Annotated in this window: 25 protein-coding genes and 2 pseudogenes; 7 read left to right on the top strand and 20 right to left on the bottom strand. The window is 53.1% G+C overall.

Features of this window, described 5'->3' with window-relative positions:
• Positions 1 to 54 precede the first annotated feature (54 nt).
• Positions 55 to 1,293 (top strand): zinc-dependent alcohol dehydrogenase, encoded by a 1,239-nt coding sequence (locus tag N7E69_RS15335; RefSeq protein ID WP_000646104.1) that lies wholly within the window; start codon positions 55 to 57, stop codon positions 1,291 to 1,293.
• Between the two features lie 82 nt (positions 1,294 to 1,375).
• Here N7E69_RS15335 and rnk read toward each other — a convergent pair whose 3' ends face one another.
• From rnk to citC, 9 genes and pseudogenes are all read right to left on the bottom strand, one after another.
• Entirely contained in the window at positions 1,376 to 1,786 is a 411-nt protein-coding gene (gene rnk, locus N7E69_RS15340) for a nucleoside diphosphate kinase regulator (protein ID WP_000089748.1), read from the bottom strand.
• Positions 1,787 to 2,020: 234 nt separating this feature from the next.
• Positions 2,021 to 2,825 (bottom strand): annotated as a pseudogene (gene rna / locus N7E69_RS15345) (ribonuclease I).
• Positions 2,826 to 2,934: 109 nt separating this feature from the next.
• The gene (gene citT, locus N7E69_RS15350) at positions 2,935 to 4,398 is read right to left on the bottom strand and encodes a citrate/succinate antiporter CitT (protein WP_000059029.1); all 1,464 of its coding nucleotides are present in this window, start codon (positions 4,396 to 4,398) and stop codon (positions 2,935 to 2,937) included.
• Positions 4,399 to 4,435: 37 nt separating this feature from the next.
• Positions 4,436 to 5,332 (bottom strand): triphosphoribosyl-dephospho-CoA synthase CitG, encoded by an 897-nt coding sequence (citG, locus tag N7E69_RS15355; protein WP_000982658.1) that lies wholly within the window; start codon positions 5,330 to 5,332, stop codon positions 4,436 to 4,438.
• The gene (gene citX, locus N7E69_RS15360) at positions 5,304 to 5,855 is read right to left on the bottom strand and encodes a citrate lyase holo-[acyl-carrier protein] synthase (RefSeq protein ID WP_001236075.1); all 552 of its coding nucleotides are present in this window, start codon (positions 5,853 to 5,855) and stop codon (positions 5,304 to 5,306) included. Before citX ends, citG begins: the two co-directional genes overlap by 29 nt.
• Before the next feature lie 3 nt (positions 5,856 to 5,858).
• The gene (gene citF / locus N7E69_RS15365) at positions 5,859 to 7,388 is read right to left on the bottom strand and encodes a citrate lyase subunit alpha (RefSeq protein WP_261743129.1); all 1,530 of its coding nucleotides are present in this window, start codon (positions 7,386 to 7,388) and stop codon (positions 5,859 to 5,861) included.
• Positions 7,389 to 7,397: 9 nt separating this feature from the next.
• On the bottom strand, positions 7,398 to 8,306 hold the full coding sequence (locus tag N7E69_RS15370; protein ID WP_001751630.1) for an aldolase/citrate lyase family protein: 909 nt from the start codon (positions 8,304 to 8,306) through the stop codon (positions 7,398 to 7,400).
• Complete coding sequence (gene citD, locus N7E69_RS15375) at positions 8,303 to 8,599, bottom strand: citrate lyase acyl carrier protein (protein WP_000700679.1); 297 nt, start codon at positions 8,597 to 8,599, stop codon at positions 8,303 to 8,305. The genes N7E69_RS15370 and citD overlap by 4 nt, the downstream gene beginning before the upstream one ends.
• Positions 8,596 to 9,672, bottom strand: coding sequence for a [citrate (pro-3S)-lyase] ligase (gene citC, locus N7E69_RS15380; protein ID WP_000467872.1), 1,077 nt, complete (start codon positions 9,670 to 9,672; stop codon positions 8,596 to 8,598). The genes citD and citC overlap by 4 nt, the downstream gene beginning before the upstream one ends.
• 384 nt (positions 9,673 to 10,056) lie before the next feature.
• Here citC and dpiB point away from each other — a divergent pair.
• Together dpiB and dpiA are read left to right on the top strand one after the other, a co-directional pair.
• Positions 10,057 to 11,715 (top strand): annotated as a pseudogene (gene dpiB / locus N7E69_RS15385) (sensor histidine kinase DpiB).
• On the top strand, positions 11,684 to 12,364 hold the full coding sequence (gene dpiA, locus N7E69_RS15390) for a two-component response regulator DpiA (protein ID WP_000138778.1): 681 nt from the start codon (positions 11,684 to 11,686) through the stop codon (positions 12,362 to 12,364). The pseudogene dpiB and the gene dpiA overlap by 32 nt, the downstream one beginning before the upstream one ends.
• A 53-nt stretch (positions 12,365 to 12,417) precedes the next feature.
• On the opposite strand, the gene dcuC is transcribed toward dpiA, so the two are convergent.
• On the bottom strand, positions 12,418 to 13,803 hold the full coding sequence (gene dcuC, locus N7E69_RS15395) for an anaerobic C4-dicarboxylate transporter DcuC (protein ID WP_000958611.1): 1,386 nt from the start codon (positions 13,801 to 13,803) through the stop codon (positions 12,418 to 12,420).
• A 378-nt stretch (positions 13,804 to 14,181) separates the two neighbouring features.
• Between dcuC and pagP the strand changes: the two genes are divergently transcribed.
• The gene (gene pagP / locus N7E69_RS15400) at positions 14,182 to 14,754 is read left to right on the top strand and encodes a lipid IV(A) palmitoyltransferase PagP (protein ID WP_001574017.1); all 573 of its coding nucleotides are present in this window, start codon (positions 14,182 to 14,184) and stop codon (positions 14,752 to 14,754) included.
• Positions 14,755 to 14,941: 187 nt separating this feature from the next.
• Complete coding sequence (gene cspE, locus N7E69_RS15405) at positions 14,942 to 15,151, top strand: transcription antiterminator/RNA stability regulator CspE (RefSeq protein WP_000034826.1); 210 nt, start codon at positions 14,942 to 14,944, stop codon at positions 15,149 to 15,151.
• Positions 15,152 to 15,208: 57 nt separating this feature from the next.
• On the opposite strand, the gene crcB is transcribed toward cspE, so the two are convergent.
• A complete protein-coding gene (crcB, locus tag N7E69_RS15410) occupies positions 15,209 to 15,592 on the bottom strand; it encodes a fluoride efflux transporter CrcB (protein ID WP_000939753.1) in 384 nt (127 codons plus the stop codon).
• 90 nt (positions 15,593 to 15,682) lie between these two features.
• Between crcB and N7E69_RS15415 the strand changes: the two genes are divergently transcribed.
• Positions 15,683 to 16,471 carry a deaminated glutathione amidase gene (locus N7E69_RS15415; RefSeq protein ID WP_000495790.1) on the top strand — a complete coding sequence of 263 codons (789 nt, stop codon included), beginning with the start codon at positions 15,683 to 15,685 and terminating at the stop codon, positions 16,469 to 16,471.
• 128 nt (positions 16,472 to 16,599) lie between these two features.
• Positions 16,600 to 16,803: a twin-arginine translocase subunit TatE gene (gene tatE, locus N7E69_RS15420; RefSeq protein ID WP_000503938.1), complete on the top strand. Its 204-nt coding sequence runs from the start codon at positions 16,600 to 16,602 to the stop codon at positions 16,801 to 16,803.
• Between the two features lie 85 nt (positions 16,804 to 16,888).
• Here tatE and lipA read toward each other — a convergent pair whose 3' ends face one another.
• The 9 genes from lipA to rlmH form a co-directional block, all read right to left on the bottom strand.
• Positions 16,889 to 17,854, bottom strand: coding sequence for a lipoyl synthase (lipA, locus tag N7E69_RS15425; RefSeq protein ID WP_000042640.1), 966 nt, complete (start codon positions 17,852 to 17,854; stop codon positions 16,889 to 16,891).
• A 205-nt stretch (positions 17,855 to 18,059) separates the two neighbouring features.
• On the bottom strand, positions 18,060 to 19,013 hold the full coding sequence (locus N7E69_RS15430) for a YbeF family transcriptional regulator (protein ID WP_001282817.1): 954 nt from the start codon (positions 19,011 to 19,013) through the stop codon (positions 18,060 to 18,062).
• Between the two features lie 301 nt (positions 19,014 to 19,314).
• Positions 19,315 to 19,956: a lipoyl(octanoyl) transferase LipB gene (gene lipB, locus N7E69_RS15435; RefSeq protein ID WP_000284009.1), complete on the bottom strand. Its 642-nt coding sequence runs from the start codon at positions 19,954 to 19,956 to the stop codon at positions 19,315 to 19,317.
• Between the two features lie 99 nt (positions 19,957 to 20,055).
• Positions 20,056 to 20,319: a DUF493 family protein YbeD gene (ybeD, locus tag N7E69_RS15440; RefSeq protein WP_000850547.1), complete on the bottom strand. Its 264-nt coding sequence runs from the start codon at positions 20,317 to 20,319 to the stop codon at positions 20,056 to 20,058.
• Positions 20,320 to 20,427: 108 nt separating this feature from the next.
• Positions 20,428 to 21,639, bottom strand: a complete 1,212-nt coding sequence (gene dacA / locus N7E69_RS15445; protein WP_000858711.1) for a D-alanyl-D-alanine carboxypeptidase DacA — start codon at positions 21,637 to 21,639, stop codon at positions 20,428 to 20,430.
• Positions 21,640 to 21,778: 139 nt separating this feature from the next.
• On the bottom strand, positions 21,779 to 22,912 hold the full coding sequence (gene rlpA, locus N7E69_RS15450; protein WP_001231303.1) for an endolytic peptidoglycan transglycosylase RlpA: 1,134 nt from the start codon (positions 22,910 to 22,912) through the stop codon (positions 21,779 to 21,781).
• A gap of 10 nt (positions 22,913 to 22,922) precedes the next feature.
• Positions 22,923 to 24,035, bottom strand: coding sequence for a peptidoglycan glycosyltransferase MrdB (gene mrdB / locus N7E69_RS15455; RefSeq protein ID WP_000131713.1), 1,113 nt, complete (start codon positions 24,033 to 24,035; stop codon positions 22,923 to 22,925).
• 2 nt (positions 24,036 to 24,037) lie between these two features.
• Positions 24,038 to 25,939, bottom strand: a complete 1,902-nt coding sequence (gene mrdA, locus N7E69_RS15460; protein WP_000828700.1) for a peptidoglycan DD-transpeptidase MrdA — start codon at positions 25,937 to 25,939, stop codon at positions 24,038 to 24,040.
• A 30-nt stretch (positions 25,940 to 25,969) separates the two neighbouring features.
• Positions 25,970 to 26,437, bottom strand: coding sequence for a 23S rRNA (pseudouridine(1915)-N(3))-methyltransferase RlmH (gene rlmH / locus N7E69_RS15465; protein ID WP_000776107.1), 468 nt, complete (start codon positions 26,435 to 26,437; stop codon positions 25,970 to 25,972).
• Between the last annotated feature and the right edge of the window lie 2 nt (positions 26,438 to 26,439).

The following is a 26,439-nucleotide window of genomic DNA, read 5'->3' on the forward strand; positions in this document are numbered from 1 at the left end:
GATAGCTACCCTTTTATAGTCGAACGCAACATTCACCGTTACCCCGGAGGCTGCATGAAAGCATTGACGTATCACGGTCCACATCACGTAAAGGTTGAAAACGTACCCGATCCCGGCATTGAGCTGCCTGACGATATCATTTTGCGTGTTACCGCCACCGCAATTTGCGGATCTGATTTGCATCTCTATCGCGGCAAGATCCCACAGGTAAAACATGGTGATATTTTCGGCCATGAATTTATGGGCGAGGTGGTGGAAACCGGACATGATGTGAAGAATATTCGGAAAGGGGATCGGGTCGTTATCCCGTTTGTCATTGCCTGTGGTGACTGTTTTTTCTGTCGGCTACAGCAATATTCAGCGTGTGAAAACACTAACGACGGACACGGCGCGGCGATGAATAAAAAACAGATCCCGCCACCGGCGGCGCTGTTTGGGTATAGCCATCTGTATGGCGGCGTTCCCGGCGGACAGGCCGAATATGTTCGCGTGCCAAAAGGTAATGTTGGTCCATTTAAGGTGCCGCCGCTGTTATCTGACGATAAGGCGCTGTTTCTTTCTGATATTTTGCCTACCGCCTGGCAGGCGGCAAAAAATGCCCAGATTCAGCAAGGTTCCAGCGTGGCGGTTTTTGGCGCAGGGCCTGTAGGATTACTGACTATCGCCTGTGCGCGACTGCTGGGCGCGGAGCAGATCTTCGTCGTTGATCACCACGCCTGGCGCTTGCGTTTCGCCGAAGAACGTTACGGCGCGATACCGATCAACTTCGATGATGAGAACGATCCGGCGGAAAAAATCATCGAGCAGACGGCAGGACACCGCGGCGTGGACGCGGTAATTGATGCCGTAGGCTTTGAAGCGAAAGGCAGCTTGACGGAGACGGTGCTGACGAACCTTAAACTGGAAGGCAGCAGCGGCAAAGCGCTGCGACAATGTATCGCGGCGGTCAGACGCGGCGGCGTGGTCAGCGTGCCCGGCGTGTATGCCGGTTTTATTCACGGCTTTTTATTCGGCGACGCCTTTGATAAGGGGCTAACTTTTAAAATGGGTCAAACCCATGTTCACGCGTGGCTGGGGGAACTATTACCGCTTATTGAAAAAGGGTTGCTGAAGCCGGAGGAGATTGTCACGCACTATATGCCGTTTGAAGAGGCAGCGCGCGGCTACGAAATTTTCGAAAAACGCGAAGAAGAGTGCCGGAAGGTTATCTTGGTGCCGGGAGCGACGTCGGCACAAGCGGCGCAGAAACAGGCGACGGGAGTAATCAATCCGATGCCAGGCGGCGTTGTCTGAAGCAGGCAGAAATGAAAGGGCTAACGGAAAGAGGATGCGCAGGCATCCTCTGTGTAAACGCATTAACGCTTATGCAGATGGTTTAACGCAGGAAGTCGCCCGCGGCTTCAGGCTGATATTCGAGTTCCAGCACTTCGAGATGGGTGGAGGCGCCGCCCGGCAGTTCCCAGTGAATGGTGTCGCCGACGCGCAGTCCCAGCAACGCCGCGCCGACGGGCGCCATTACCGAAAGCTGGGTACTGCTATCCGTCATATTGGCGGGGTACACCAGCGTCCGCACGCGTGTTTCACCATCGCTCAAATTGCGGAATTTAACGCGGCTGTTCATGGTGACGACATCGTTCGGCATCTCTTGTGGGGAACACATTTGCGCGCGATCCAGTTCGGCGTTGAGCGCGTCGGCAATCGGCAGATCCGCATACGCAGGCTGTTCCAGAAGACGATCAATACGTTCGGCGTCAAGGTCGTTAATGATAATAGTGGGTCTGGACATTTCTTACTCCATGTCATCGATACTGCGAGTAGTGCAGGTAAATGGTCCCAAAAGAAAACCCTCACCGTCTGGCGGCGAGGGTTTAACTCTCATGATGATACTGAGACTTACCCCGTCTTTGAAGTGATTTAGTTCACATTCGGGTAAATCCTCAAACGTCATAGCCCTGAGTGAATTTTAGTCTACATTCGGGCGTGTTCTCAAATGTGGCTACGGTTTTAAACCTCTGCTTCGTCAATAACCGGCTTTATCGATAATAAACTGTTTCCCGCAGTTGCCGGGATGCGGCTGTGGCAGGAATGAGGCAGAGGAGAGCGACGCGTTAATCATCGACGCCTTTAATGAAAACTGAATCTCTGTTAAATAGGCGGGATTGCCATGGCAGTTTACTTTAACGGCTTTGACATTATCCTGGCCCCACATTTGTGCGACGACGCTATCAAACTCAGCGCGGCTAACGGTCTTGCCGTAATTATCCGCCAGAAACTGCCCCAGCGCGCTGTCTTTTATCGCCTTATCCAGCCGTATCATGGTGCCGAAATAGGCATTGTGATCAAACCCGAAACAGGCGCCATGTTTGGCATATTCGTAGCGCTCCAGACAGGAATTCCCCCCCGCGCCGGGCATCACTTCCTTAAGCGCTGTCGCGATGTCAGGCGAAAGTCCGGGGGGGGGCTGAGCATTTCCGACTGGCCTTGACTTCAGGCAGATTCGGGATTGGCCGCGTCGCACAACCAAAGCGCTGCCAGCGTCTCTGGTCAACACCGCGTGCGGCGATAGATTTGGGTAATCCTGGCCGCAGGCCGTGGACGGTCAGAAAGTCTGCTTTGTTGGCTGGCTCTTTTTGCAGACGGCACTCATCGGGCTCCCGATGGCGGCGTTCATGCTGGCTTTGACAAAAACCGGTTTGCCAGGAAAGCGCCAGCACATAGTCAGTGAAATCACCGTACTGTTGCGCCTGAAGTTCGTCGGCGTTGGCGGCAAAAATCGGGGTTAAGAGGGCAGCCAGCAGCGGACTGTAATGCCATATTGTGTTCATGATGAATTCGATAATTTATACACATTATGAATGTTACCCATTTAATCATAAAAAATGCCGCTCAGGTGAACCTGAACGGCATCATTTTTAACCTGCGTTGGCGTAATGTTTAATTCCACATTGCCAGAATCGGCCAGCCCACCAGCAACAGCATCGCGATATAGATAACGCCAAAGATTGCGCCAAGCCGCCAGTAGTCTCTGGATTTCACGTAACCGCAGCCGTAGATAATCACACCAGGGCCGGTGGCATACGGCGTCAGACAGCCCATGATACCGATAGACAGCACCAGCAGAATACACAGTTGTTCCATCGGAACGCCCGGAATGCCTTTACCCACCGCCAGAATGACCGGCAGCATGGTCGCGGTGTGAGCGGAAAGACTGGCGAACAGATAGTGCGCGAAATAGAACACCAGTACCAGTACAATCACGGTTGCATCCGGCGAGAAACCTTCCAGATGCGTACTCATGGTATTGGCGAACCAGTCAATAAAGCCGGAGCGGGTTAAGCCATTGGCCATGACCACCAGCGTAGCGAGGTTCACCAGGGTGTTCCAGGCGCTGTTGTAGCGCGTAATATCTTTCCACGGCACAACATGCAACGCCAGCATCAGCGAGACGGCCAGCAGACCCACGGCAGTGGCGTTGATGATTTTTCCACCAAAAACCCACAATCCTAAGCTAAGCAGCACCAGGCCAATCAGCGTCCACTCTTTGCGGGACAGACGCCCCATGTTTTTTAACTCGCCGCCAGCCCAGGCCGCGACTTCCGCACTGTGGGTCACTTCAGGTTTATAAAGTACATAGGAGAGCCACGGCGCAACGATCAGTAAAATAATCCCTACCGGCAGAAAGCTGAGAAACCACTGCAGCCAGCTAATCTGGACGCCAGCGATCTTGCTGACGAACTCCAGACCTAATACGTTCGGGGCCGCGCCAGTGACAAACATCGAAGAGCTCAGGCTGGTACTGATCACCATCATCCACATCAAATAACCGCCGATGCGGCGTGCGGAAGGATCGTTTGGAAACGATTTAAACAGCGGCGGCAGGTTCTTGATGACCGGGAAGACAGTCCCGCCGGTACGAGCCGTATTGGAGGGAGTAAACGGCGCCAGCAAAATATCGATAATGACAATCGCATAGCCGAGCGTCAGCGTGCGTTTACCCATGAATTTTACCAAAAACAGCGCAATGCGGCGCCCCAGCCCGGTCACTTCGTAGCCCAGCGCGAAAATAAACGCGCCGAAAACCAGCCAGACCGTGGTGCTGGAGAAACCGGCAAGCCCCCATTTCAGCGCCTGTTTACTGGCTTTAAACGCCGGATCGGCCAGTTCTGAAGCGTCAAATAGCAGGTAATTGCTGCCGATAACGCAAATGGTTACGGCGATAAAACTGATCGCTGTCGCCGGGATCGGCTCCAGGATCATACCGACAATCATCGCGACGAAAACCGCAAAATAGTGCCAGGCCTGCGGCGGCATACCATCTGGAACAGGAATTAGCAACATGACGCCCATCACCACTAATGGGGCCAACAACTTCCATATATTATCTTTGGATAAAGACATAACTGACTCTCCGGAAAGGATATTTTCTATAATTGTGTTAATGATTAACTTGCGAAATTTGCGCTAAAAACCAGGTCACGATCAGCAGATCGGCGCTACCGCCTGGGCTGAGATTGCGTTCAATGCATTGCTGATCGAACCGGTGGAGATAAACGAGATCATCAGGCGTCCGTATGCCGCCCTGATGTAATAAGACCGCCGCCTGCTGCTGTAACCAGCGCAGACCGTCCGCCCCGCTGCGCGACGCGACGTTGGTATCGCCGTTAAGCGACATCAGCAGCAGTAAGGTATCAAGCAGCGCCAGTTCCGGATCGCGCCCCTGCGCCAGCAATGCGCGGTAGTGCGGCAACGCGTGGCGGATGACCAGCGGATAGCCCGCTTCCGCTTCACCGCGCGCGCCGGTTAATCCCAGTTGCTGATACAGCCGCTGGCCTGCGGTGAGCTGTAGGTTGTTCTGGCGCAGTTCGCGCGTGGTCAGGCCGCGGCAAAAATCGGCGGCGGTAGCGCAGAGTGTTTCTGCGGCGATCGGCTGGCGTAGCTGATACAGGCGGCCAATGGCGGCGCACAGTAACCCCAGCGAGAAAATGCTGCCTTTATGGGTATTGACGCCCGCCGTTGCGCGAAACATCGCTGCTTCACAGGCCATCCCCAATGGACGCAGGCCCGCCAGAACTGACTCTGGCGGCAGGCGCGTGCAGCTGGCGCCATATTCCATAAAGCGCGGCAGCCAGTGTCGAATCGCCTCCGCGCTGCGGTGAAAATCCGCCAGCGCCATATCTTTGTGCGCGCCGCAGTTTAGTCGGTCTACCAGACCGGGTTTTGGCGATAAATTTACCTCGGTCAGCATGGCGCGCCAGGCCAAATCGGCCCAGGCGTCATACAGCGACTGAGGCTGAATGGAGGCGTTAGTCGGGTTGGCGGGAATCGGCATCATGCAGCAGCGCCTCCATATGAGTCAGTAAATCAGTCAGCGCGTGGGTTTTACCCCGCGCGCATTCAGCCGCGCTTTGCCCGCACAGCAGACAGCGGCGAGCGGGAAGCGCGAAATGGCGGCGGGAGAGTATTTCGCCTTCCGCCGTCAGGACATCGATATCCCACAGGCGACCCAGTGGATAACGCTGTTCAAGTGCGATGGTCGCCTGTTTGAGCGCCTGAGCGGGCGCGTCAATCGCCAGCAGCCCTTCCGGCCCGCTGGCGGAAACCAGTGCAGCCTGCTCCCGGATAGTCCAGCCATACTCTTCTGCCAGCGTGTGCAGGGCAGTCACGCCGTGATTAAAGATCCGGCGGGTTAACGCGCTGTCTTTCATCGGGCCTGGCGCCACCACGGTAAAGGAGACCAGCGGAGTGGCGTGACGCGTTAGCCAGGCGCGCTGTCTTGCTTGTCTCTCATCCCGGCTGGCGAGCAGCTCAGGAATAGAAACGTCGTGACAGGTGGCGAGTTCAGGAAACAGGCGCATGGCTTATTCCTTCACCTGATGCACCACATCGATCACTGAACCGTCGCGATAACGCACGACAGCAATCACGCGGTCGGTGAATTCGATAGGGCGGGGCTGACCGGTAAGCAGTTGCGCGCGTTCGCGCAGCCACTCAATCGATACCACTTTCATTCCCGCTGCTTGCAGTCGTTCAGCCAACTCCGGACGCGCCGGATTGACGGCGATACCGTGATCGGTGACCAGAATGTCAACGCTGGAGCCCGGTGTGACGCAGGTGGTGACGTTATCAACCAGCGTTGGGATGCGACCGCGCACCAGCGGCGCGACGATGATGGACAGCGCCGCCGCGACGGCGGTATCGCAGTGACCGCCGGACGCGCCGCGTAGAACGCCGTCGGAGCCGGTCAGCACGTTAACATTGAAGTGGGTGTCTACTTCCAGCGCGCTCAGTACCACCACGTCCAGACGGTCGACGGAAGCGCCTTTAGAGCCCCAGTTGGCGTACTGGTTAGCGCTGATTTCGATATGGTTCGGGTTGCGGGCCAAAGATTGCGCAGCGTTACGATCGAAGCTCTGAACGTCAAGCAGTTTGCGGATTAAGCCCTTTTCATGCAGGTCGACCATGGTGGCGGTGATACCGCCCAGCGCGAAATTAGCCACAATGTTGCGGCTACGCATTTTGTCTTCCAGGAAGCGGGTGACCGCCAGCGATGCGCCGCCGGTGCCGGTTTGTAGGGAGAAACCTTCGTTGAAGTAGCCGGAGTGAGCAATGACTTCCGCCGCGCTGCGGGCGATCAGCAGTTCACGCGGATTAGTGGTCATGCGGGTCGCGCCAGCGCCGATTTTGTTTGCATCACCGACTTCTTCGATTTGCACGATCAGATCAACCTGATCCTGAGCGATGCTTGCCGGGTTATGCGGATACGGCAGCAGTTGCTCCGTCAGCATCACGACCTGCTTCGCGCTATCGGCATCCACCATCGCGTAGCCCAGTGAACCGCAACAGGCTTTGCCGGTATAACCATTAGCATTACCGAATTCATCGCAGGAGGGCACGCCAAGAAACGCAACATCAATGTTGAGTTCGCCGCTTTGTACCAGATGTACACGACCGCCGTGGGAGTGAATCTGAACCGGCTCAGCCAGCAGGCCGCGAGAAATTTCTTCCGCCAGCGGGCCGCGCAAGCCTGACGTGTAGATGCGGCTGACCACCCCGTTACGAATGTGTTCAACCAGCGGCGCATGGCAGTCGCTCAGCGAACTGGAGGCCAGGGTCAGGTTTTTGAAGCCCATCTTCGCGATGGTTTCCATCACCAGGTTAATCGTCAGATCGCCGCTGCGAAACGCGTGGTGAAAGGAGACCGTCATGCCGTCGCGTAAACCGGAACGGCGGATGGCCTCTTCCAGGCTGGCGCACAGTTTGTGGTCGCGCGGTTTTTGCGCTTGTAGATCCAATTTTGCCGCACTGTGGTAAGCGCTCAGTTCGCTTTCAGCGTGACGGCTCCAGGCGGCTACGCGATTCTGGCGTTGAGATTCATTTTTCTGCGTCATTTTTTTGCCTTATTCTTCGCGAATACCGGAAAGTTCTGCACGGGAGAGCACCAGACGGGCGCGTTCAATCACCGGGCTGTCGACCATCTTGCCGTTAAGGGAAACGACGCCGAGACCTTCGCGGGCGGCGGCTTCTGCGGCCTCAACGACCAGACGCGCATGGGCGACCTCTTTACGCGTCGGCGCATAAAGGTTGTGCAGCAGTTCTATTTGGCGGGGGTTGATCAGTGACTTACCGTCAATGCCCAACTGTTTAATGTGGGCGGCTTCTTGCAGGAAACCGGCTTCGTTGTTGGCGTCGGAATAGACGGTATCGAAGGCCTGAATGCCGGCGGAACGCGCGGCCTGCAAAATGGCGCAGCGGGCGAACAGCAGTTCGGTGCCTTCCGGAGAGCGTTCGGTGCGCAGGTTGCGAACATAGTCTTCCGCGCCCAGCGCAATCCCGATCAACCGTTCAGAGGTGTGGGCGATTTCTACCGCGCGGGTAATACCCAGCGGCGATTCCACGGCGGCTAACAGGCCGGTACTGCCCGGTTCGCGACCGCAGGCGTTTTCAATGCGCAGAATTTCGTTTTCGATATCAATGACGTCCTGCGCGGTGTCGGTTTTCGGTAAACGCACCACGTCCGCGCCGCCGCGCACGACCGCTTCCAGATCGTTGACGCCCCATTCGGAATCCAGCGCATTCACGCGGACAATGGTTTCGACGTCACGGTAAAGCGGGTGTTGCAGCGCGTGATATACCAGACGGCGCGCCGCGTCTTTTTCGCGTAATGCAACGGAGTCTTCCAGGTCGAACATCAGCGCGTCGGCCGGGTAGATAAACGAATTGCTCACCATCGCCGCGTTGGCGCCCGGTACGAATAACATACTGCGGCGGGTGCGGGTTTTACGTTGTTGCAGAGAGGCGGAAATCATTGGCGATCCTCCCAGGGCAGAGCGGCAATACCGCTGGCGCGCGCCAGTAGTGTTTCCAGTCGGGCGCGCAAAATGCAGTCCAGAGCGCCTTTATCATCAACGTTCAGTTGTACGCCGCGCACGTCGTAGCGAGAAAGCACCTCCAGGATGGTGGCGCGAATGGCCTCGCCAAACTGTTTTTCAACGCTACTGTTGATTTGCAGGTCAATATCCTGCGTATCGAGCGGCGCAATGCGTATCATCACATCGCCGGACTCAAGCGTGCCTGCGACGGCTAGCTGGTTTATTTTCATTTTTCACCTGTTGCTAATACGGGGGACTTTTGACGGGCTGCCGCGCTGCCCGGATGGCGTTCGACCATGCCCTGCAAATAGCGCAGGGTGGCGTCGGGAACCAGCGGCGCGATAGCCGTGAGATCGTGTTTAACCAGCAGCTTGCGTACCCAGGAGGCGGATATCGGCGTCTCCTGGAAGCAAAGCCGCTCTATTTCCACCAGCGTAATGGGTGGGGCGGGAAGCGTTGGCGTCTCCAGCCAGAAACGCATATCAAGGTTGTACTGGGCGGTAACGGTGCAAAACGGCTCCGTACCGACAAAGCGGTGTGTGATGCCAAGCGCGGGCGCCAGATACTGGCGGAAAATCTTCAGGTCGATTTCGGTATAACAGTGATTAATGACGCTCTGCTCTTTAATGAAATAGCAGGGGAACGTCGCCCGAGAGATAATGTATTCGGAGCCGCGGTGAACGGTTAAGCGCGGGATATCGGTGGTCCCTTTAAGGACCAGATCGAGTCGGTCTTCATAGGGAAAGCGTGACGTATCTTCTTTGACCAGGAACAGATGCAGCCAGTCGCACTGTGCCGCCGCCTGTTGGATCAGATAGCGATGGCCGTGCGTGAAAGGATTGGCGTTCATCACAATACAGCCAATTTTCTTTCCCTCATGACGCAATGTCGCCAGCGATTCCGCATACCGTTTCAAGCGGGTCGCGCTATTTTCCATTAAGACCATTACGCCAGGGACGCTGGCTATCGTCGAAAAGCTGCACTGTTTAAACAGCGCTTCGTATTCCGTTTTGGTATAAATAAAAAGATGGGTGCAGTGCCGTTCCCAGGCGAGATTAATCAATTCCGTCGCCAGCGTTAACGCTAAGCCTTCGCCGCGTACTGATTCGCTAATGGCCACGCATTTAATGATATTTCCGGCAATACCGCCGCAGGCAATAAGACGGTCATCACGGCTGACGGTAATAAACACTTCTACAGTGGTATCGACGCTTAAATCATTCTCTTTGAGAAAGTGAGCGATCTCCGCCATTTTTTTATTTTCAGAGCGTTTTACCCGAGTGAATACATTATTGCCAAACATAGTAAGAAATATCCTGGTGATATGCTTGTTGCCACTTTTCTGTATATGTTGCGCTGTGTTGCAACTTGATAACTTTTTCTTTTCAGTCAGAGTGGGAGTTTTTTTATGACGAGTTATTTATTTTTCTCTCTGACGTATACATCGTAAGGAGTATTTTGGTGGTAAATTTTGATTTATTTCACAAAGCGTTAGATGGTTTTTAAGTGTTTTATGGTTTTAAGTTTTTTAATTAATTTAATCGCCATTCCGGCGGTGGGTTTTAGTTGTTTAATTGATTTAATGTGGGGAATCTGTAACGATTGGTTTTTATATGCATCAAGATGCTGAAAACATTTTTATTACATTTGCGATAAATCTGAAGAGAAATGCCCATAAGGAACCTTAATGTCCTATCAGAAAAATAAAAAGCTGTTTCCTTTTTTTCGGCAACTCGCGTTTCCGTTACGTATTTTTCTGCTCATTCTGGTGGTTTCTGTTTTCATCGTGGCAGCGTTAGCACAATATTTGTCTGCCAGTTTCGAAGATTATCTGGCGTCCCATGTTCGTGATATGGCGATGAATCAGGCAAAAATTATTGCTTCTAACGACAGCATTATCGCTGCCGTAAAAAGCCGGGACTATAAACGCCTGGCGATAATTGCGAATAAACTGCAGCGCGGGACGGATTTTGACTATGTGGTGATAGGCGATCGCCACTCGATCCGGCTTTACCATCCGAATCCGGAAAAAATCGGCTATCCCATGCAGTTTACGAAACCCGGCGCGCTGGAAAGAGGAGAAAGTTATTTCATTACCGGTAAGGGCTCAATAGGGATGGCGATGCGCGCCAAAACGCCTATCTTTGACAACGAAGGCAACGTGATCGGCGTTGTTTCAATTGGCTATCTGGTCAGTAAAATCGACTCCTGGCGGCTGGACTTCTTATTACCGATGGCGGGGGTTTTTGTCCTGTTGCTGGTGGTATTAATGCTGCTTTCCTGGTTTTTCGCCGCGCATATCCGCCGACAAATGCTGGGCATGGAGCCGAAACAGATTGCGCGCGTGGTACGCCAGCAGGAGGCGTTGTTTAGCTCGGTTTATGAAGGGCTGATCGCCGTTGATCCGGAGGGACATATTACCGCGATTAACCGCAGTGCGAGAAAAATGTTGGGGCTGCCGTCGCCGGGGCGTCAGTGGCTGGGCAAGCTGATCGCGGAAGTCGTCAATCCGGCAGACTTTTTTACCTGCCAGATCGCAGAAAGACGCAAGGACGTGATGGCCAACTTCAATGGCCTGAGCGTCATCGCCAATCGTGAGGCTATCCGTTCCGGCGAGGAGCTGCTGGGCGCTATTATTAGTTTTCGCAGCAAGGATGAAATCGCGACGTTGAACGCGCAGCTAACCCAGATTAAACAGTATGTTGAGAGCCTGCGCACGCTACGCCATGAGCACCTGAACTGGATGTCGACTCTGAACGGCCTGCTGCAAATGAAAGAGTATGATCGGGTCAGAGAGATGGTGCAGGGTGAGTCGCAGGCGCAGCAGCAACTTATTGATAGTTTACGCGGCGCCTTCGCCGATCGCCAGGTGGCCGGTTTGCTGTTTGGCAAAGTTCAGCGCGCGTGAACTGGGGCTCAAGATGGTGATTGTTCCCGGCAGCCAGCTACATCAACTGCCGGAGGGGCTGGATAGCACGGAGTTCGCCGCCATCGTCGGGAATCTGCTGGATAACGCGTTTGAGGCGAGTTTGCGTACACAGGAAGGCGACAATACCATCGAACTTTTCCTGAGCGACGAGGGCGACGAGGTGGTGATAGAGGTCGCTGACCAGGGCTGCGGCGTTCCTGAAGCGCTGCGGGAAAAAATTTTTGAACAGGGCGTAAGTACCCGCACCGACGAACCCGGTGAGCATGGTATCGGGTTATATCTGATTGCAAGTTATGTGGGGCGCTGTGGCGGGGTCATTACGCTGGAAGACAATGATCCTTGTGGCACCTTATTTTCTTTATTCCTTCCGAAAGTGAAAAAAACGATGACAGAACCATTAACCCTATTGATCGTTGAGGATGAAACGCTGCTGGCGGAAATGCACGCAGAATATATCCGCCATATTCCTGGCTTTAAGCAGATATGGCTGGCGGGCAATCTGGCGCAGGCGAGAATGATGATTGACCGGTTCAAACCTGGATTAATTCTGTTAGATAATTATCTGCCGGATGGGAAGGGGATTACGCTGCTGCATGAATTAATGCAGTCGCGCTATCCCGGCGGCGTCGTGTTTACGACCGCCGCCAGTGACATGGAGACGGTAGCGGAAGCGGTACGTAGCGGCGCGTTTGATTATCTGGTCAAACCTATTGCTTATGAACGTTTGGGACAGACGCTGACCCGCTATCAACAGCGCAGACGTATGCTGGCGAGCGCGGATAGCGCAAGCCAGAAGCAGATAGATGAAATGTTCAACGCCTATGCGCGCGGCGAACCGAAAGGGGATTTGCCGACCGGTATTGATGCCTTAACCCTTAATGCGGTGATGAAGCTGTTTGCCGATCCAACCGTACGCCATACGGCTGAAACGGTCGCGCAGGCCTTAACGATAAGCCGCACCACATCCCGACGCTACCTGGAATATTGCGCGAGTCAGCACCTGATTGTCGCAGAGATTATTCATGGCAAAGTGGGCAGGCCGCAGCGTATTTACCACGGCGGCTAAGCCTGGTTTAAGATGCCGGGGCGATGTTTTCCCTCGCCCCGGCTTACCGGCTATCAGCCGCCAGTAACGGCGGAAGAGGCGCCTGGCACCATAATTTCCGTGGCGATAATGACGATCAACAGACCGACGATGACCGGAACGGACGTGCGCTTCACCACTTCAAACGGTGATATTTTAGCCATCCCGGCGACAGCGACCACGACGCCGGAGACCGGCGAAATCGTGCGCCCCAGGTTTGAGGCTTGCAGCATTGGGATGGATAAATAGGCTGGGTTGATACCGGAGGAGTGCGCCAGTTTAGGGATCATCTCAACAAAGGCGTAAAAAGGCGCATTGCCTGAACCGGTGGTCATCGCGGCCAGCATGGTTAAAATCACTAAGACCAGCATCAGAATAATGCTGGCGGAGCCAAAAGAAGTGGCAATCGAGATCAGACTTTGGATAAAGCCAATGGTGCTCAGCCCCTGGGCGAAAACGCCCGCCGAGACCAGCAGCATCACGACGCCGGCAAACGCATCCGCCATGCCGCGATAAGCCACTTCCAGGCCGGAAAACACATTTTGCGTGTTGAAGCCGCGCACGAATTCCAGCACGGCGGCCAGCAGCATACAGATCACCAGGATGGTAATAATGTGCAACTGCGGCCCCCATTTACCGTCAAAAATCAGTACGCCGATAATGGGCGTGAACGGCAAAAGGGCATAAAACGCCGGGGCCGTGGTGGTAATCTCCGCCACGTCCAGCATCTCATGTGAAATGTTCTCTTTTTTATCCAGATAGCGTTGCCAGAAAAAGTGCGCAATCGCCATACCGATAATTGCGGCGATGGAAATCGGCAGCGTGGTTTTGAACGCGAAATCGATTAACGGCATCTCCGCCGCTTTTGCGGCTAAAACCACATCGCCAGACGTTGGCGAGAGGATGATGGCGGCCGGAGAGGCGCAAATAGCCGCCGCCGCGCCGCGGCTAATGCCGACGTTGACCATCACCGGGAAGAGAGTAGCCATGAGCAGTACGCCAAGCCCCGTCGCGGAAGAGACGGCCAGCGACATCAGGCAGGCGACAAAATAGGCAGCAATCATCAACAGGTAGGGCGAGTTTATGTACTGTAAAGGTTTCGACGCCAGCTTCACGACCATATCATTCGCGCCGATATGCGTCATATAGGCGGCAAAGCCGCACAGCATCATGATCATCATGCCAAGATCGCCGCCGCGACTCATAAGCAAAATTTTGATGTATTCAACAATATCTGTTGCGGTATAGCCGGTACTGGTTTCGCTGGCAGGTAATACCTTATGCCCCATCAGCGCGCTGATAATAAGCAGAGCCAGACCGCCGACAAATAAAACGCCAGTGGCGGAATATCCCTTAATGATGTAGCGCGCTACACCCACAATAACGACGACTCCGATAAGGAGCTCTATAACTGTTAGCATTGTTTCCCCTGTCTTATCGACACCCAGAGTAAAAATAAGAACCACAAAAGTGGTATAAAAATGTACCGAATAAAGGATGGCGCCTTACTGATTAAAATCACGGCGCGGTTATTTTTTCATGTCATTGCTAAAGATGAAATATACTTATACGAATTTTCTGTAGCACTATAAGTATTAATTTATTGTTATTTTATTGTTTTATTTGTTGTGCTTTGTTTTGTGTTTTTTGTGAAAGCTTATTAAGGAGCGCGTGACGGTTCTGAGTGCTAAATCAAACGCCGTTAACCCGATACTCTCTCAGATTATTCTCTGTTTATAGTTTGTTAAGATTTTATTCAGGTTAATGTTGTTATTATCACAGTCGAATTTTTGAACGGTATGTATGTTGTGATGATCATCAGAAAGTATTTTCTTATTATTGCTCTCCTTTTGATGCCATGGCTGGCTATTCCTTCAGTCTCTGCGGCGGATAAAGGGTGGTTTAACACGTTTACCGATAACGTCGCAGAAACGTGGCGACAGCCTGGGCATTATGATTTGTATGTCCCCGCCATTACCTGGCATGCGCGCTTTGCCTACGATAAAGAGAAAACGGATCGCTATAACGAGCGGCCGTGGGGCGTTGGTTTTGGTCAGTCGCGCTGGGACGACAAAGGCAACTGGCATGGCCTCTATATGATGGCCTTTAAAGATTCATTTAACAAATGGGAACCCATAGGCGGTTATGGTTGGGAAAAAACCTGGCGACCGCTGGAAGACGATAATTTTCGTCTGGGACTGGGCTTTACCGCAGGCGTTACCGCGCGCGACAACTGGAATTATATTCCCATCCCTGTGCTGTTGCCTTTAGCGTCGATAGGCTATGGTCCCGCTACCTTTCAGATGACCTACATTCCGGGTTCGTATAACAACGGAAACGTCTATTTCGCCTGGATGCGTTTCCAGTTTTGACGGGGAAGGGCATTGTTCTGTTGTGAATTAAAAATCCTTAAAAAACAATAAGTAGATAGGGTTAGCTAAAAATTAACGCGATATTTATCACTTTTTCGCAAAGTTCGACTGGACAAAATGCATCACAATTGTTGTACTGGTATCCGACACAGCATTTGTGTCTATTTTTCATGTAAAGGTAATTTTGATGTCTAAGATTAAAGGTAACGTTAAGTGGTTTAATGAATCCAAAGGATTCGGTTTCATTACTCCGGAAGATGGCAGCAAAGACGTGTTTGTACACTTCTCTGCAATCCAGACCAATGGTTTTAAAACTCTGGCTGAAGGTCAGCGCGTAGAGTTCGAAATCACTAACGGTGCCAAAGGCCCTTCCGCTGCAAACGTAACTGCTCTGTAAGCATACGTCCGACAGCAAGATTTCAAAACCCGCCCTTTCGGCGGGTTTTTTTTGCGCTTAACGCGCCGCTGCGGCGGAAAATAGCCAGAATGCCAGCGCCGTCATGGCAAACGAACCCAACAGGTTAATCAGCACATTCAGCAGCGCCCAGCCAAAGCGCCCCTCTTGCAGCAAGAATACCACTTCGGCAGAAAAAGTAGAAAAGGTCGTCAGGCCGCCGCAAAAGCCGGTCGTAATGAGCACTTTCCACATCGGATCGATATGTGTCATGCGGTTAAACCAGGCGAACCCCATGCCGATAATAAACGCGCCAAGCAAATTTGCTGTTAGCGTACCGATGGGAATCGCCTGATGAAGCGGATTAAAACGCATACTTAGCATCCACCGGGCTACGCTCCCCGTTCCACCGCCGATAAAAACTGCTAAAAGAAGCTGTAACACTGCCGAATCCTTTATTTAGTTGCTATACAGGAGGAGTGTAACGCCGAACACGCATAATTGGCGAGTCCTGACAGAGGTGTGGGAGGGGATATGTTCGTTGCAGCCGGGCAGTTTGTGGTGAGTTCTGTATGGGAAAAGAATGCGCAAGTTTGCGTTTCGTTAATGGCTCAGGCGGCGGGCCGCGGCGTATCGCTTCTGGTGCTGCCTGAGGGGATATTAGCGCGAGATGACATCGACCTTGACCTGCCGATTCGCGCCGCGCAGCCGCTGGATGGCGCGTTTATGACGCGGCTTCTGGAAGAAAGCGCTCATAATAATATGACGACGATATTCACTATCCTTGTCCCGTCAACGCCTGGACGGGCGGTTAATATGCTGGTGGCGCTACGGGCGGGTCACATTGTCGCGCGTTACGCGAAGCTGCATCTCTATGATGCGTTTTCGATGCAAGAATCCCAAAGTATTGATGCCGGAACCGTTATCGCGCCGGTGCTGGACGTGGAGGGGGTTAAGGTGGGGCTTATGACCTGTTATGACCTGCGCTTTCCGGATATGGCGTTAGCGCTGGCTTTACAGGGGGCTGACGTATTGGCGCTGCCGACGGGCTGGGTTCGCGGCCCGTTGAAAGAGCAGCAGTGGTCGACGCTGCTGGCGGCGAGAGCGCTGGATACCACCTGCTATCTGATTGCGGCCGGGGAGTGTGGTAATCGTAATATTGGTCAAAGTCGTATTATCGATCCGTTGGGGGTAACGATAGCCGCGGCAGCCGATCGTCCGGCGCTGATCGTCGCGGAAATATTCAGAGAACGAATAGACCAGGTGCGGGAGCAACTTCCTCTTTTGCAGCAACGACGATTTGCGCCACCGCAATTATTATGATGTTTTTTTACGCAAAGCTTGATTCACCTTGTTACAGATTGCTATTGTGTGCGCGCGTCGAAAGACCGTTAATATTCTCAGGTTAATCCGGCGCGTTACGCAGCCTGTTTTTAGTGAAGAAGGTATCTATGGGTGAGATTAGTATTACCAAACTGCTGGTGGTTGCCGCACTGGTTGTTCTGCTGTTTGGTACCAAGAAGTTACGTACGCTGGGCGGAGACTTGGGCACGGCGATTAAAGGATTCAAGAAAGCAATGAACGATGAAGACGCGGGCGTTAAGAAAGACGTCGACGGTAGCGTTCAGGCTGAAAAACTCTCGCATAAAGAGTAATAGCGCAACGCGCTTGCTCCGCAGAGTAAAAAAACCGGCGAGTTGCCGGTTTTTTTTGCCTGAAATGTAAGCGTCTATTACACGATCATTTCACTTCCATGCCTTTGGCCTGGAGATCAGCATGGTACGAAGAACGTACAAAGGGGCCACAGGCGGCATGGGTAAAGCCCATCGCCAGAGCTTCCGCTTTCATCTCGTCAAACTCTTCCGGGCTCACATAACGCTGTACCGGCAGGTGATGGCGGCTTGGCTGTAGATACTGACCAAGCGTCAGCATGGTAACGCCGTGACGGCGTAAGTCGCGCATAACCTCAATGATTTCCGCATTGGTTTCGCCTAAGCCCACCATCAGACCCGATTTTGTCGGAATTTCCGGGTGCGCTTCTTTGAAGCGTTCCAGTAATTTCAGCGACCAGTTGTAATCGGCGCCCGGACGAACCTGGCGGTAAATACGCGGCACGTTTTCCAGGTTGTGGTTAAACACATCCGGCGGCGTCGCGTTAAGGATATCCAGCGCGCGATCCATACGTCCACGGAAGTCTGGCACCAGGGTCTCTATTTTTATCTCCGGGCTTTTGGCGCGGATGGCGGTGATGCAGTCAGCAAAGTGCTGGGCGCCGCCGTCACGCAGATCGTCACGGTCGACAGAGGTGATGACCACATAGCGTAGCGCCATGTCGGCGATCGTTTGCGCCAGTTTCTGCGGCTCTTCCGCATCCGGCGCAACGGGGCGGCCATGGGCGACATCACAGAACGGACAGCGGCGAGTGCAAATGGCGCCAAGGATCATAAACGTAGCGGTACCGTGGTTGAAACATTCAGCCAGGTTTGGGCAAGACGCTTCCTCGCAGACAGAATGCAGGCCATTTTTGCGCATTGCGGCTTTGATGCCCTGGATACGGGTAGAATCCGCCGGAAGTTTTATTTTCATCCATTCCGGTTTACGTAGTAGAGCGTCGCGCTCTGTGACCACATTTTTAACCGGGATAAGAGCCATCTTATCGGCATCGCGGTATTTTACACCGCGTTCCATCACAATGGGTTTACTCATAGCGTGCGTGTTCCAGTTGCGAATAACGAAGGAAAGCGTTTCAATTCAAGGGAAAGTTGTATTTATCAACTATTTTTGAATTTGTGACACGCAGTATATCATTGATAAGGGCCATAAAGCAGCCTGACAGCCCGGCAAAATGTAAAATAGTTGTTGTTTTGTGCTGTTTGCCCATATCTTCCGTGACCTGAATGCAACATTTTTGTCAGAACGCCTCACGGATGATATCAATGACGTTCTCCAGCACCGGATCGCGCAGACTCAGTTTATTGTAATGCAGCGAGAACTCGACCTGTTCACTATTCACCGGCGCGTAGGGAAGGCGTTCAAGCGGCCAGCAACGGCTAAATAAGTCGTAGAAGCGGGTGGGCATCAGTCCCAGCAGATCGCTGCTGGCGATCAGCGAGGCAATGGTAAAAATATTGTAGCTGCTAAAACTGATTTGCTGATCGGGAAATGTCTCCTGCAGTCGCTGGCGCAGGAGGGAAAGATGTTGTCCCTCCAGCATCAGAAAGGTGTGATCCGCGCTGTTCAGTCTCTCTTCAGTAATGGCGTTCGCCAGACACGGGTGATGCTGGCGGCAGACAATCTCAAGCGTATCGCTAAACAGGACGTGATGCTGGATGCTCCGGTTGTTATAGCTATGGGTATTGATAATGAGATCGGTCTGAAACTGGCTAAGCTGGCTTTCGGCATCGTCTACCGGAATGTTGCGCAGCAAAAGCTGAGGATAACGCGGCCTGATGGCCTGGTAAATAATCGGCATCACTAGCGCGCCGACCGAAGGCGTCGTGCCAATTGTAATGGTGCGTTGCTTATCATAGCTGCCCGTAAGATCCAGGGCGCCAAGAATAGATTCCAGCCCCTGGCTGATGTATTCGTGCAGATGCGTAGCATACGTCGTGGGCGTTACGCCCTGGCCTTTGCGAATAAACAGCGGATCGGGAAATATAGTCCGTAATTTTTGAATGGACTGGCTAATGGCTGACGGCGTCAGGTTAAGAATTTTCGCTGCATTGACGATCCCTTTATGGACATATACGGCCTCGAAAATCGTCAACAGATTGAGGTCAATATTTCTCAGTGTTCTGAAAATTTGCGGTTTGTCCTGTAGGTGTTGATCGGCCGGTTGTCTTTCTGCCTGATTATTATCACTCACGCTCTGGCTCCGAATTCATTCGTATTATGAATAATAGATGAAATAGTATATTTTGCATTTATGGGTTGGTTTTAAAATTACTCTTATGAATGTATTTTTAGTCATTTCAATAAGATAAGTAACAGCAAGGCCGGGATTTTGTTCACGGAAAATTCCTCATCATGAGGACTGAAGAGGCCATGCCGCCTGGCGGCTACAGCAGGGATATAACGAAAATATAGAAAGCGGGGGGAGAAGTAAAGCATTCAAATCATATATGATTAATGACCCATAAATTTCTTGGGCCATTATATTTTACGCATTAAGCAGCAATATATTCATACGGTGGATTATTTAGCAGAGCTAAAATATTCGCCAGCAAGCGGGGCGCAATATTATCCGTGGTAGCGTCTTCCTTCCACTGCGTTATTTTGGCCATTTCCATGCCGGCATAACCACACGGGTTGATGCGCAGGAAAGGAGAAAGATCCATGTTAACGTTTAGCGCTAAACCGTGGAATGAGCAGCCGCGACGGATACGTAAACCTAGCGAGCAGATTTTCTTTTCACCCACATAGACGCCCGGCGCATCGGCGCGCGGATGCGCCTCAATACCAATTTCAGCCAGCGTATTCACCACGGTCTGTTCAAGTAGGGTGACTAAATCACGCACGCCCAGTTTACGTCGTTTCAGGTTAAGTAAAACGTACATTACCTGTTGGCCCGGACCATGATAGGTCACCTGTCCTCCACGATCGCTCTGCACAACGGGAATATCGCCAGGCATCAATATATGTTCCGCTTTACCGGCCTGGCCCTGGGTAAACACCGGGTAATGCTCAACCAACCAGATTTCATCATGGCTGTTTTCATCGCGCATATCGGTAAAGTTATGCATGGCCTGAGAGATAGCTTCATAGGGCTGAAGGCCGAGCTGGCGGACAAGGATTTTATCCTGATACAAAACGGCATCTCCGTAGAGAATGAAAAAAGAGAGGAAAGTATATCACAGCGGGGGAGGCGGGGAGTTACCCGGATAAGACCGGGTAACCGTCTGGATGTATTACAATACCATTCGCACGATATCAATATTGCCCAGTTCTTCGTACAGCGTTTCAACCTGTTCAATATGGGTGGCATTAATGGTGATAGAGACCGAGTGGTAGTTGCCTTTGCTGCTCGGTTTTACCGTCGGAGAGTAATCACCAGGCGCATGGCGCTGTACCACTTCAACCACCTGATCAACCAGCTCAGGTAACGCCTGCCCCATTACTTTGTAAGTAAATGGCGTAGGGAATTCAAGCAGTTCGTTAAGTTTGGTTTTCATGTCAGCTCCGGCATTACGTAAAAAAAATAACAACTCCCGCCACAGGGCGGGAGTTTTACTGATGCATAGTATATGGGGACGAAAATCACACTTTCAAGCGTGCAATTTTTATCCAAACCAGTGATGGAACATTAATTTAATGTAATCAATGATTTTACCGAAGAAGTTCCCTTCCGGGATCTCTTGCAGTACGACCAGCGGACGCTGCTCGATGGTTTTACCGTCCAGCTGGAAGTTGATGGTGCCGACCACCTGGTTTTTCTGCAGCGGCGCGTGCAGTTCTGCGGTATTCAGTACATAGCTCGCTTTCAAATCTTTCATGCGGCCGCGAGGGATCGTCAGGTAAACGTCTTTATCAACGCCCAGCGAGGCGCGATCGGTATTACCAAACCAGGCGGGTTCAGAGGCGAACTCTTTACCAGCCTTCAGCGGATTAACGGTTTCAAAGAAACGGAAGCCCCACGTCAGCAGTTTTTTGCTTTCTGTTTCACGGCCTTTATAGGTCCGTCCGCCCATCACGGCGGAAATCAATCGCATCTGGCCTTCGGTTGCGGAAGCGACCAGATTATAGCCCGCTTTGCTGGTATGGCCGGTTTTGATGCCGTCCACATTCAGGCTGTTATCCCACAGCAGACCGTTACGGTTTAACTGGCGAATGCCGTTAAAGGTGAACTCTTTTTCTTTATAAACGGCATATTCGTTAGGCACATCGCGAATTAACGCCTGACCAATCAGCGCCATATCGCGAGCTGAACTGTATTGTCCGTCGGCGTCCAGGCCGTGTACGGTCTGGAAGTGGGTATTTTTCAGCCCCAACGCGTTCACATAGCTGTTCATCAGCCCGACGAAAGCATCCTGGCTACCGGCGGCGAAATCAGCCATCGCCACACAGGCGTCATTGCCGGATTGCAGATTGATGCCGCGTATCAACTGAGAGACCGGTACCTGCATTCCCGGCTTGAGGAACATCAGCGAGGAACCTTTAAATACCGGATTGCCGGTGGCCCAGGCGTCATTACCGACGGTAACCAGGTCGGTTTCTTTAAATTTACCCGCTTTCATTGCCTGTCCGATGACGTAACTGGTCATCATCTTTGTCAGACTGGCCGGGTCGCGACGTTCGTCGGCGTTTTGTTCCGCCAGAACTTTGCCGGAGTTGTAGTCGATCAGGATGTAGGATTCCGCATCGATCTGCGGAACGCCCGGGATCATAGTTTTGATATTCAGGTCATCGGCATGTGCGGTTGAGATAAACGCGGCACAAAGCGCCGTGGTGAGCGCCATGCGCTGCATAAAACGAGCGGAAAAAGTGGTCTTCATGGTCTGAACTACGACGTCCGTGATGAAATTAAAAAAAGAGCCCTACTATAGCAAAAGCATAACTGGCAGGCATCTGACTTTCCGCGTGACTTTGTTAATGTCATTTACAGAAATTGACAGTACAGATACCTGCGATCGGTTACTGCGCGCTGGCGATAAAGGACTGTAATTGTGCTTCTGTTTGCAAACGTTGCTGTAACGCGCTGGCTTCGGCTTTACTGGCAAAAGGCCCCAGTTGAATACGCCAGACCGCGCCGTTTTGTATTACGCGCCCTGGTACGCTGAACTGCTGGCTTAAACGCTGTTGGTACTGCTGCGCACGCGTTTGATCGCTGACGGCGCCGACCTGGACGACGAAACGACCGCTCGCCGCGGCGGCAGGCGCGCTCACCGGGGCAGATACCGGGGCCGCGGCAGCAGGCGCGCTCACCGGCGTCGCAGTCGCTGGAGCCGTCACCGGCGCGGAAACCGGCGCTGTCTGTGGTGCCGGCGTCGGTTCATTACTCTCCAGCACGCCAGGCGCCAGCGTAGTCGGCGCGCCGAGGAAGCCGCTGCTGCTCACCGGCGCGCCGGTGGTATCGTCACTTTTCAACGTGGAATTACTGACCGGAAGAACGTCGCCTTGCGGTTGCGCAGGCGCTGAAGAGGCGCTTCCCATTCCGCCGCTTAAATCAGGGCGCGGGGGCAGAGCGTAGGTCTGTTTCGCCACCGTCGTACAGGCCATCCCCGGGCCGGAGAGCGAACCATCCGGCGCTACGATAATGGGGTCAATCCGTACTTTAGTATTATTCGAGGTATTCAGACGATCCGCCGCTGCGCGGGACAGGGAGATGACCCGATCGGTGCCATAGGGGCCGCGATCGTTAATACGCACGACGATCATGCGACCGTTGGCCAGGTTGGTGATTCGCGCATAGCTGGGGATAGGCAGTGTCGGATGGGCGGCGGTAAGCTGCATCGGATCGAACATCTCCCCGGAGGCGGTTAAATTACTGCCGGGTTCCGCATCATAAATAGCGGCCAGGCCAGCCTGGCTAAAGCGGGACGGGTCCTGAACGATTTTATAACTTTTACCGTCACGCTGATAATCCTGGTTTGCGGTCGGATTCAGAGGTTCATAACGCGGTTCCGCTCCGCTGATTTCCACAGTCGGACCATTACATACCGCAGGTTGCGGCGCGACGGTGGTTTGCTGCTGACCGCCGTCATTAGTACATGCCGCGAGTAGTACTATCCCTGCCGCGACGCAGATTACAGGCAACTGCTTACGCATTGCGCACCCCTTATACGCTTTTCGACAACATTTTTCTGTGGGTGTGGATCGACATCACAATCCCGAACCCGGCCATCAGCACAATCAGTGCGGAGCCCCCGTAGCTGACCAGGGGTAAAGGTACTCCAACCACAGGCAGAATACCGCTCACCATACCAATATTTACGAAGACATAAACGAATAATATTAACATTAATCCGCCAGCCATCACGCGACCAAATGTAGTTTGCGCTCTGGCGGCAATCCACAGACCGCGCATTATTAGCAAAATATAGAGCGCGAGCAGAATCAGGATGCCCACCAGACCGAGCTCTTCCGCCAGTACCGCGAAAATAAAGTCGGTATGGCGTTCGGGTAAAAACTCCAGCTGCGACTGGGTGCCGTGGAGCCAGCCTTTACCGCGCAGGCCGCCTGAGCCAATGGCGATTTTAGACTGAATAATATGATAGCCCGCGCCCAGCGGATCGGTCTCCGGATCAAGGAGCATCATGACGCGCTGGCGTTGGTAATCGTGCATCAGGAAAAACCACAAAATAGGAATAAACGCAGCGATCAATACAATGGCGACCCCAATTAAGCGCCAGCTCAGGCCAGACAAAAATAGGACAAAGAGACCGGAAAGGGCGACCAGAATAGACGTCCCCAGGTCCGGCTGGGCGGCGACCAGCAGGGTAGGCATAAAGATTAATACCAGGGCGATGGCGGTATTTTTCAGCGAGGGCGGGCAGACGTCACGGTTAATAAAGCGGGCGACCATCAGCGGCACGGCGATTTTGGCTATTTCCGAAGGCTGAAAGCGAACGATTCCCAGATCGAGCCAGCGCTGCGCGCCTTTGGATATTGCGCCGAAGGCATCAACGGCGACCAGCAAAATGATACAAATGATATAAAGATAGGGCGCCCAGCCTTCATACACGCGCGGCGGGATCTGCGCCATCACCACCATGACCACCAGCCCCATCGCAATCTGACCGATTTTACGCTCCATCATGCCGATGTCCTGGCCGCTGGCGCTCCAGATGACCAACGCGCTGTAAACCAGTAACGCCAGCAGAATGAGTAGCATCGTGGGATCGATATGAATTTTATCCCAGAAGGTTTTTTTGTTCGGATTATCCGTCATGATTATTGGTCCTCCGCCGCTGCAACCACCGGGTTTTCCGCAGGCAAATGGGTGTTGTTGTCGCCCAGCATGATGTGATCAAGGATTTGGCGCATGATTGTGCCTACTGCCGGGCCTGCACCGCCGTTTTCAAGGATGATCGCGACGGCGACCTGGGGATTGTTATACGGCGCAAAGGCGGTCATTAATTTATGGTCGCGCAGGCGCTCGGCGATTTTATGCGCATTGTACGTTTCGTTGGCCTTCAGGCCAAAGACCTGCGCGGTGCCCGACTTCGCCGCGATTTTATAGGGCGCGCTGGCAAAATATTTATGCGCTGTGCCGTTAGGGCGGTTGGCGACGCCATACATGCCATCTTTCGCAATTTCCCAGTAGCCGGAGTGAATATCGCCCACCGGCGGCTCATGCGGCTGTACCCACGGCACCTGTTTACCGTTTTCCGCGGTGCTCATTAACAGGTGCGGGACTTTAACTACACCGTCGTTAATAAGGATCATCAGCGCCTTACTCATCTGAATCGGCGTCGCTGTCCAGTAACCCTGGCCGATGCCCACCGGAATCGTATCGCCCTGATACCACGGTTTTTTAAAGCGTTTCTGTTTCCACTCGCGGGTCGGCATATTACCAGAGCGCTCTTCTGCGAGATCAATTCCGGTGTAGTGACCATAGCCGAACTTACCCATCCATTCTGACAGGCGATCGATCCCCATATCATAGGCAACCTGATAGAAGAAGGTATCCGCCGACTCTTCAAGGGATTTGGTGATATTCAGATGCCCGTGGCCCCATTTTTTCCAGTCGCGATAACGTTTCTCAGACCCCGGCAACTGCCACCAGCCAGGGTCGAAAAGACTGGTGTTACGGGTGATGACGCCAGCGCTTAACGCCGATACGGCGACGTAAGGCTTAACGGTAGAAGCAGGTGGGTAGACACCCTGAGTCGCGCGGTTCACTAATGGCGTGTTCGGGTCGTTAAGCAGCCCGGAATAATCTTTGCTGGAGATGCCATCCACGAAAAGGTTAGGGTCGTAACTTGGCATGGAGACCAGCGATAGCACGCCGCCGGTACGCGGATCGGTGACAATCACCGCCGCGCGACTGCCTGCCAGCAGCGTTTCAATATACTGCTGGAGCTTGAGATCCAGCGTCAGGTAGATATCGTGTCCGGCCTGCGGCGGCACCTCTTTGAGTTGGCGAATAACGCGACCGCGGTTGTTGACTTCAACCTCTTCATAACCGGTTTGCCCATGCAGAATATCTTCATAGTAGCGCTCAATGCCCAGCTTGCCGATGTCATGGGTGGCGGCGTAGTTCGCCAGTTTGTTTTCTCTGTCGAGACGCTCGACGTCTTTATCATTGATTTTCGATACGTAGCCGATAACGTGGGTCAGCGCCGATCCGTATGGATAATAGCGGCGTTTATAGCCTTTGACTTCGACGCCCGGAAAACGGTACTGGTTGACGGCAAAGCGCGCGACCTGAACTTCCGTCAGGTTTGTTTTCACCGGAATAGAAGTAAAGCGATGGGATCGGGCGCGCTCTTTTTTAAAGGCGGCGATATCGTCGTCGTTTAAATCGACCACACTGCGTAGCGCATCCAGCGTTTGCTGAACGTTATCCACCTTTTCCGGCATCATTTCAATCTGATAGATAGTGCGGTTCAGCGCAAGGGGAATGCCGTTACGGTCGTAGATTATCCCGCGGCTTGGCGCAATTGGCACCAGCTTGATACGGTTTTCGTTCGAGCGGGTCTGGTAATCGGTAAAACGAAGGATTTGCAGATTATACAAATTGGCGATCAGTACGCCGGTCAGCAGCAAAATACCCAAAAAGGCGACCAGCGCCCGACGCACAAACAGTGCGGACTCAGCCGTATAGTCACGAAAAGAATTTTGTCGTTTCATCCGCTGCTTAATCTTCTCAAGACTTCACGATCACTCACGGTGATAAGGGTGGTTGGTTGTGATGCTCCACGCCCGGTACAAACTCTCCGCGACCAGAACCCGAACCAGCGGGTGAGGGAGCGTTAACGCCGAGAGCGACCAGCTTTGTTCCGCTGCCGCTTTGCAGGCGGGAGATAATCCTTCCGGGCCGCCAATCAGCAAACTGACGTCGCGCCCGTCCTGTTTCCAGCGCTCCAGCTCATTGGCTAACTGCGGCGTATCCCACGGCTTGCCTGGAATATCCAGGGTAACAATGCGATTCTTACCGGCGGCGGCCAGCATCTGCTCGCCCTCTTTGTCGAGAATGCGTTTGATATCCGCGTTCTTGCCGCGTTTGCCCGCAGGGATTTCGATCAGCTCAAAGGGCATATCTTTCGGAAAACGACGCAGATATTCCGTAAATCCCGTTTGAACCCAGTCGGGCATCTTCGTGCCGACAGCGACAAGTTGCAGCTTCACGC

This window comes from Salmonella sp. 3C (assembly GCF_025426275.1).
In the GTDB taxonomy this organism is placed as follows: Bacteria; Pseudomonadota; Gammaproteobacteria; order Enterobacterales; family Enterobacteriaceae; genus Salmonella; species Salmonella enterica.

Coding starts and splice junctions, on each gene's coding strand:
- N7E69_RS15335 (WP_000646104.1), top strand. CDS start 55: ATGAAAGCATTGACGTATCACGGTCCACATCACGTAAAGGTTGAAAAC.
- rnk (WP_000089748.1), bottom strand. CDS start 1,786: ATGTCCAGACCCACTATTATCATTAACGACCTTGACGCCGAACGTATT.
- citT (WP_000059029.1), bottom strand. CDS start 4,398: ATGTCTTTATCCAAAGATAATATATGGAAGTTGTTGGCCCCATTAGTG.
- citG (WP_000982658.1), bottom strand. CDS start 5,332: ATGATGCCGATTCCCGCCAACCCGACTAACGCCTCCATTCAGCCTCAG.
- citX (WP_001236075.1), bottom strand. CDS start 5,855: ATGCGCCTGTTTCCTGAACTCGCCACCTGTCACGACGTTTCTATTCCT.
- citF (WP_261743129.1), bottom strand. CDS start 7,388: ATGACGCAGAAAAATGAATCTCAACGCCAGAATCGCGTAGCCGCCTGG.
- N7E69_RS15370 (WP_001751630.1), bottom strand. CDS start 8,306: ATGATTTCCGCCTCTCTGCAACAACGTAAAACCCGCACCCGCCGCAGT.
- citD (WP_000700679.1), bottom strand. CDS start 8,599: ATGAAAATAAACCAGCTAGCCGTCGCAGGCACGCTTGAGTCCGGCGAT.
- citC (WP_000467872.1), bottom strand. CDS start 9,672: ATGTTTGGCAATAATGTATTCACTCGGGTAAAACGCTCTGAAAATAAA.
- dpiA (WP_000138778.1), top strand. CDS start 11,684: ATGACAGAACCATTAACCCTATTGATCGTTGAGGATGAAACGCTGCTG.
- dcuC (WP_000958611.1), bottom strand. CDS start 13,803: ATGCTAACAGTTATAGAGCTCCTTATCGGAGTCGTCGTTATTGTGGGT.
- pagP (WP_001574017.1), top strand. CDS start 14,182: ATGTATGTTGTGATGATCATCAGAAAGTATTTTCTTATTATTGCTCTC.
- cspE (WP_000034826.1), top strand. CDS start 14,942: ATGTCTAAGATTAAAGGTAACGTTAAGTGGTTTAATGAATCCAAAGGA.
- N7E69_RS15415 (WP_000495790.1), top strand. CDS start 15,683: ATGTTCGTTGCAGCCGGGCAGTTTGTGGTGAGTTCTGTATGGGAAAAG.
- tatE (WP_000503938.1), top strand. CDS start 16,600: ATGGGTGAGATTAGTATTACCAAACTGCTGGTGGTTGCCGCACTGGTT.
- lipA (WP_000042640.1), bottom strand. CDS start 17,854: ATGAGTAAACCCATTGTGATGGAACGCGGTGTAAAATACCGCGATGCC.
- ybeD (WP_000850547.1), bottom strand. CDS start 20,319: ATGAAAACCAAACTTAACGAACTGCTTGAATTCCCTACGCCATTTACT.
- dacA (WP_000858711.1), bottom strand. CDS start 21,639: ATGAAGACCACTTTTTCCGCTCGTTTTATGCAGCGCATGGCGCTCACC.
- rlpA (WP_001231303.1), bottom strand. CDS start 22,912: ATGCGTAAGCAGTTGCCTGTAATCTGCGTCGCGGCAGGGATAGTACTA.
- mrdB (WP_000131713.1), bottom strand. CDS start 24,035: ATGACGGATAATCCGAACAAAAAAACCTTCTGGGATAAAATTCATATC.
- mrdA (WP_000828700.1), bottom strand. CDS start 25,939: ATGAAACGACAAAATTCTTTTCGTGACTATACGGCTGAGTCCGCACTG.